Genomic DNA, 965 nt, shown 5'->3' on the forward strand with positions numbered 1-965 from the left:
ATACTTTTTTACTTCCTTATTATTAATGGATTATAATATAAATTTCTTATTATTGTATTTCTTTGTGTCATTGTTTATTTATTACAATCTTCTCTATTATTGTATCTATATCATATAGTATTTTCAATATTATTTTTATTTTTTTAATTTTTTACTTTTATAAAAAAACTCCTTTCTGTTTTTTTATATTTATTCCAGAAAGGAGTTTTTATTTCAATATATTTTACCTTTTCTCCATCTACTTCTATGTATCCATCCTCTTTAAAATTTATGGGATGGGTTATAACTAAATTACATAGCTGCTCATCTGCTTGTATTGCTTTTAATATATCTATCCATCGTTCCCTTGGAATGGTAGCAGGATATCCTCCATCAGGGTCTTTATTTTTATCTAAATTTTCTGCATTATTTGCTAATAAACTTTTTACAACTTCTCCTACAGTTACCTTTTCTCCTTCATCAATTTTTACAACATCATCAATATATATAAGACAATCAAGCAGTGCTAATTGTGTTTCACTTAGTTCTCCATAAGCCACTGTCTTCCACCTCGCTTATTCCATAAACTGGATGAACCCAAAGATATTTTATACCATATTTAACAACATCTTCATCCATATTTAAGGTACCATTTCCCCAACCTACTTCATCAAATCTATTATCATGAATTATTACCATTTTTAACTTTCCAAATAGTTTTGCTTCTTCCATCTTTTCTGCTATTTTCTTTAAACTTTCTTCTATAGTTTTTTCTTTGGCTTCACTTTCTTTAACTAGTACTGTTACCCTTGATCTAAAAGTATCATCTTTTTCATATATTTCACTTACTTTAGTATCTTTATTTAATTTTTCTGAAAATACAAAGTCTTTTCCAAAGTATGCATATACTTTAAAATCTTTATATATCTCTTTTACAAATTCTCCTATTGCTTTTTCATATTCATCTCTTATAATTACTCCAAAAT

Annotated in this window: 2 protein-coding genes; both read right to left on the bottom strand. The window is 26.2% G+C overall.

Features of this window, described 5'->3' with window-relative positions; all coding sequences use genetic code 11:
- Positions 1-143 precede the first annotated feature (143 nt).
- The gene (locus tag OM90_RS11980) at positions 144-539 is read right to left on the bottom strand and encodes a hypothetical protein (protein WP_058487091.1); all 396 of its coding nucleotides are present in this window, start codon (positions 537-539) and stop codon (positions 144-146) included.
- Positions 517-965: hypothetical protein (locus OM90_RS12910; protein WP_160323680.1), on the bottom strand; the 449-nt coding region annotated here is incomplete at its 5' end. The genes OM90_RS11980 and OM90_RS12910, both read right to left, overlap by 23 nt.

Origin of the sequence: Defluviitalea phaphyphila (assembly GCF_001466305.1) — a bacterium.
In the GTDB taxonomy this organism is placed as follows: domain Bacteria; phylum Bacillota; class Clostridia; order Lachnospirales; family Defluviitaleaceae; genus Defluviitalea_A; species Defluviitalea_A phaphyphila.